Annotated in this window: 6 protein-coding genes; 5 read left to right on the top strand and 1 reads right to left on the bottom strand. The window is 57.2% G+C overall.

Going from position 1 to position 3,817, the window contains the following annotated elements:
* From AC1QQ2_RS13770 to AC1QQ2_RS13755, 4 genes are all read left to right on the top strand, one after another.
* A partial coding sequence (locus AC1QQ2_RS13770) for a sulfurtransferase (protein ID WP_479713554.1) occupies window positions 1–547 on the top strand: 547 nt, incomplete at its 5' end.
* A gap of 1 nt (window position 548) precedes the next feature.
* Window positions 549–1,679 (top strand): YeeE/YedE family protein, encoded by a 1,131-nt coding sequence (locus tag AC1QQ2_RS13765; RefSeq protein WP_479713553.1) that lies wholly within the window; start codon window positions 549–551, stop codon window positions 1,677–1,679.
* The gene (locus tag AC1QQ2_RS13760; protein WP_479713552.1) at window positions 1,676–1,840 is read left to right on the top strand and encodes a hypothetical protein; all 165 of its coding nucleotides are present in this window, start codon (window positions 1,676–1,678) and stop codon (window positions 1,838–1,840) included. Before AC1QQ2_RS13765 ends, AC1QQ2_RS13760 begins: the two co-directional genes overlap by 4 nt.
* 14 nt (window positions 1,841–1,854) lie before the next feature.
* Window positions 1,855–1,983 (top strand): hypothetical protein, encoded by a 129-nt coding sequence (locus AC1QQ2_RS13755; RefSeq protein WP_479713551.1) that lies wholly within the window; start codon window positions 1,855–1,857, stop codon window positions 1,981–1,983.
* Window positions 1,984–2,224: 241 nt separating this feature from the next.
* Here AC1QQ2_RS13755 and AC1QQ2_RS13750 read toward each other — a convergent pair whose 3' ends face one another.
* Complete coding sequence (locus AC1QQ2_RS13750; protein ID WP_479713550.1) at window positions 2,225–2,764, bottom strand: helix-turn-helix transcriptional regulator; 540 nt, start codon at window positions 2,762–2,764, stop codon at window positions 2,225–2,227.
* A 190-nt stretch (window positions 2,765–2,954) separates the two neighbouring features.
* Here AC1QQ2_RS13750 and AC1QQ2_RS13745 point away from each other — a divergent pair, with 190 nt between their 5' ends.
* Window positions 2,955–3,632 (top strand): hypothetical protein, encoded by a 678-nt coding sequence (locus tag AC1QQ2_RS13745; protein ID WP_479713549.1) that lies wholly within the window; start codon window positions 2,955–2,957, stop codon window positions 3,630–3,632.
* Window positions 3,633–3,817: the final 185 nt, after the last annotated feature.

The following is a 3,817-nucleotide window of genomic DNA, read 5'->3' as shown; positions in this document are numbered from 1 at the left end:
CGATCTGTCGATCCTGAACGGTGGTCAGGCGGCTTGGGCTGCGGCGGGTTTGCCGATCAACGCAACGGTCGAGTCGTCGATCCCGTCGGAATTGGATCTGACCTTTAGCCACGAGTGGCTTGCGGAAACCTCGGATGTTGAGGCTGTGACCACGGGTGCAGCGCAAGCGATCCTCGTCGATGCGCGTCCCGAAGATTTCTATCTGGGCCGCAAGGGTCATGATGCGGCGGACCGTCCGGGCACGCTGCCGGGTGCGGTTAACTACGTTTACACCTCGTTCTTTGATGACGGCGCTGCGGCGATCCGTGGGGCGTCGAATGTGGATGAGTTGAAACTGGCTTTGGGCGTCGAAGAGGGCAAAGACATCGTGTCCTTCTGCAACACCGGCCACTGGGCGGCGACGAACTGGTTTGCACTCTCGGAGCTGGCTGAGCTAGAGAACGTGAAACTCTACGCAGGGTCGATGGTGGAATATTCCAACGCGGGTCTTCCGATGGAAAACACTCCGGGCCTGTTCCGTAACTTGCTGAACCAGATTGGTTTCTAAAATGTCTGAACAAGCGATTGCGGGGGCTTCGGCCCCCCGTCCGATCCTAAAGCGCGGCGGCCTGATTGTGGCTGCCGTGTTTGTTGTTTTGGCCGTGGCTGCGCTGGCGGGGGCTCGATACGGGCTGATGCTGGCTGTGGGCTTGGGCTTTGGCCTCGCCCTCGAAGGGTTGCGGTTCGGATTTGCGGGACCGTGGCGGGCGATGATCCTGCGGCGCGAACCGTCGGGATTGTGGGCGCAGTTGCTGGCGATTGGGATCGTGACGGTCTTTGCCCTGCCGTTGATTGCGAGCCATGGCGGTGAGTTGAGCGGCGCGCAGGCCCCGATTGGCTTTGCCATGATCGCGGGGGCGTTTGTGTTCGGCGTCGCGATGCAGGTCGTTTTGGGCTGCGGGTCTGGGACATTGGTGAACGCGGGTTCGGGGAACCCCGTGTCGCTGGTCGCATTGCCGTTCTTTGCCATCGGGAGTTTCGCGGGCGCCTATCACCTGTTCTGGTGGACGGGATTGGGGGCGCTGCCGATCATGAATTTTGAAGGGTGGAGCGGTGTTCTCATCACGCTTGGCCTGTTGGGTGCGGTTGCGGTGGTCGCGTGGAAGGTTGCAGCGCCCGAGGCGCGGGTTTTGCCGCGTCGGTTGGTGATTGTGGCAATGGTGATTGCGGCATTGGCGCTGGCGAACCTGTTGATTTCGGGCCAGCCGTGGGGCGTGGTTTACGGGCTTGGCCTTTGGGTGGCGAAGGGCGCAGTGGCGGCGGGCGTGGACCTGTCGGGCTCTGCGTTTTGGGCGGCACCTGCGACGGCGGAGCGGGTGACTAGTTCTGTGCTGACCGACTACACATCCTTGACGGATATCGGCATCATCCTTGGCGCGTTCGTTGTTGCGAGCTGGAGGGTAGGGGGACTGTCCGCGAAACTGCCATCCTTGCCCGCGCGGGCGTGGGTCGGGACAATCGTGGCGGGGTTTCTGCTAGGGTATTCGTCGCGTTTGGCCTTTGGCTGCAACGTTGGAGCCTATTTCTCAGGTATTTCCACGGGGAGCCTGCACGGCTGGGTGTGGTTCGCCGCGGCCTTTGTCGGGTCGATCTATGGGATCAAACTGCGTCCCATCTTGGGGTTGGAGGCACGGGCATGACCAGACGTTTCACAGCATTGATCGCCGTCATCGCAGTGGCGGGGCTGATCGGTTGGGACCTGCAGGCCAGCCCGCCGAACCCTTATGCGGCACCGCCAGTCCTCGCCATTGGGTCGGGATTGTCTGCAGAGGGTGGGTTTTGCGGATCACTTCCGAACTAAGATGAAAGTCCTAGGTGCTCAAATTGACCCGACTGCCCGAGGATCTCGGCACTGGGGAAGAGCTAGATACGCCGATGGAATGCGAACCCATCGACCTTTATATGTTTCTATTGTTGTTGCTAAAGGACAAGCTGTTTTTTTGAGGAAGCCACGCTCGCGCGAAATGGTGACGACGGACCGAAGATGGCACGGGCGCGTCATTCCCATATTTTGATCTGCCAATTCTTCATGCTCAGGATTTAAGGTTATCGGTTGATCCGGGCTATGTAAAAGTTGAACCATGATTACCTGATGATTGGACTTACAATGGCGGCGGTGGGCAACGATATGGAATGGTTCGAAGACGCTGGATAGCGCGCATTGATTGCTTTTCTGGCTGGCTGATCAGCTGGACGTGGTGGGAGCCGATTGCATCCCCACATCCATGAATTCATCCAAGAACAGCGACATAAGCTCTACGCGCGACGTTACGCCTGCCTTGCGAAAGACGTTGTGCGAGTGAACCTTGACCGTGCCGACAGTGCAATTGCGCAGTTCGGCGATGTCTTTGGATGCCAGCCCGCGCATGAGCAAAAGTGCGATGTCCGACTCGGATGGGGTGAGGGACCATTCGTTGAACTGCGCGTGAACGTGGCTGTCGAAATCGTTGCGAAGGGAGTGGAGCGTTTCGCGTTGTCGGGCGTTCTTTGTCTTTAGCTCGGTGATATAGACCGACAAGAGAACCATGCCGAATCCGAGGACGGTGACGGCGAGAACCTCGAAAATGAGGTGTGAGAGGTCGCCAAGCACGTAGCCGCGACCTTCGCTGATGTGTTCGCGAAGGTCCACAATGACGTCTTGGGCAAAGAAAAGCCCCGATATCCCCATGCCCCAGAAAATGATTGTGGCAAACGTCGCGTTTTCAAGTTTGGTGGTGGAGTACATCGGATCGCCCTTTTTTATATAGACCGACCATAAGTTAAGGGGATGCGTAAACACCATAAACCGAAGGTATAGGCGCCTAAAGCAAGGCAAAATACACCTTAGGCATATTTGGGATGAGGGTGCTGATGGTCATACCAGTCTCATCGAAGGCGCAGGAGACAACGTTGCGTCGAACATTTGGAGACTAGACATGAAAACACTTTCGTTTGCCGCCATCGCGCTCGCACTTTCGGTTTCTGCAGCTTCTGCTCAGGATTTTGTTCAAGCGCAGATCGACAGCCTGTTTGCGCAGGGCTACACACACTTTTCGGTTCGCCGCGGCGTTCTGAACTCTTCGGTTGAGGCGTATTCGCCGACTGGTCTGGAAACGACTGTCGTCCTCGATAACTCGACCGGCGAAGTTGTGAGCCAGCGCGTCGAGACCAATGATGCAGCAGTTGTTGCGGGCACGATCCAAGAGATCGAACAGAAGCACCTTGGTGAAGTTGCTGGGTCTGACGACGTTATGGTCGAAGTTACGACTGCAACTGGCGAAGTGATTTTGGTTGAAGCTGGGGAACTCCGCAGCGCGCCAAAAGCTGGTAGCGATGATGTATATACGACCGTAACTACAGCGGCCGGCGAGACGGTTTACGTCGAAGCAGAAGATCACGGTTCAAACGATGAAAACAGTCACGTAGGCAGGTCAGACGATCACTCTGTCGGTTATGATGACAATTACGTTGGCGGGACAGACGATCACTCTCGTGGTTATGATGACGACAGCAACGATGATGATCATGGTTCCGATCATGGCTCGAACGATGACCGTGATGACCACGGCTCCGATCATGACGATGATCACGGTTCGGACCACGACGACGACTGATCGTCGCTTGTGACCTTTGATGCAGGGCGGTAGACCTGCCCTGCATTTGAAAGGTCCCGTCATGCAGAGCTTGCGTCATTTCCTAACGGCCACGGACACTGATCCGTCACTCGTTTTCCTGATCGAAGATATTGCTGCCAGCTGTGCCCGTATTGCCAGCCACGTGCGCGACATGGCGTTCGAGG

Source organism: Aestuarium sp. (assembly GCF_023253315.1).
Classification (GTDB): domain Bacteria; phylum Pseudomonadota; class Alphaproteobacteria; order Rhodobacterales; family Rhodobacteraceae; genus Marivivens; species Marivivens donghaensis.
Note: the sequence above shows the minus strand (reverse complement) of the source record. Positions and strands in the feature narration are given on the sequence as shown.

What these genes read in the sequence shown, in the direction of transcription:
- AC1QQ2_RS13765 (WP_479713553.1), top strand. Translation starts at nt 549, where the DNA reads ATGTCTGAACAAGCGATTGCGGGGGCTTCGGCCCCCCGTCCGATCCTA.
- AC1QQ2_RS13760 (WP_479713552.1), top strand. Translation starts at nt 1,676, where the DNA reads ATGACCAGACGTTTCACAGCATTGATCGCCGTCATCGCAGTGGCGGGG.
- AC1QQ2_RS13750 (WP_479713550.1), bottom strand. Translation starts at nt 2,764, where the DNA reads ATGTACTCCACCACCAAACTTGAAAACGCGACGTTTGCCACAATCATT.
- AC1QQ2_RS13745 (WP_479713549.1), top strand. Translation starts at nt 2,955, where the DNA reads ATGAAAACACTTTCGTTTGCCGCCATCGCGCTCGCACTTTCGGTTTCT.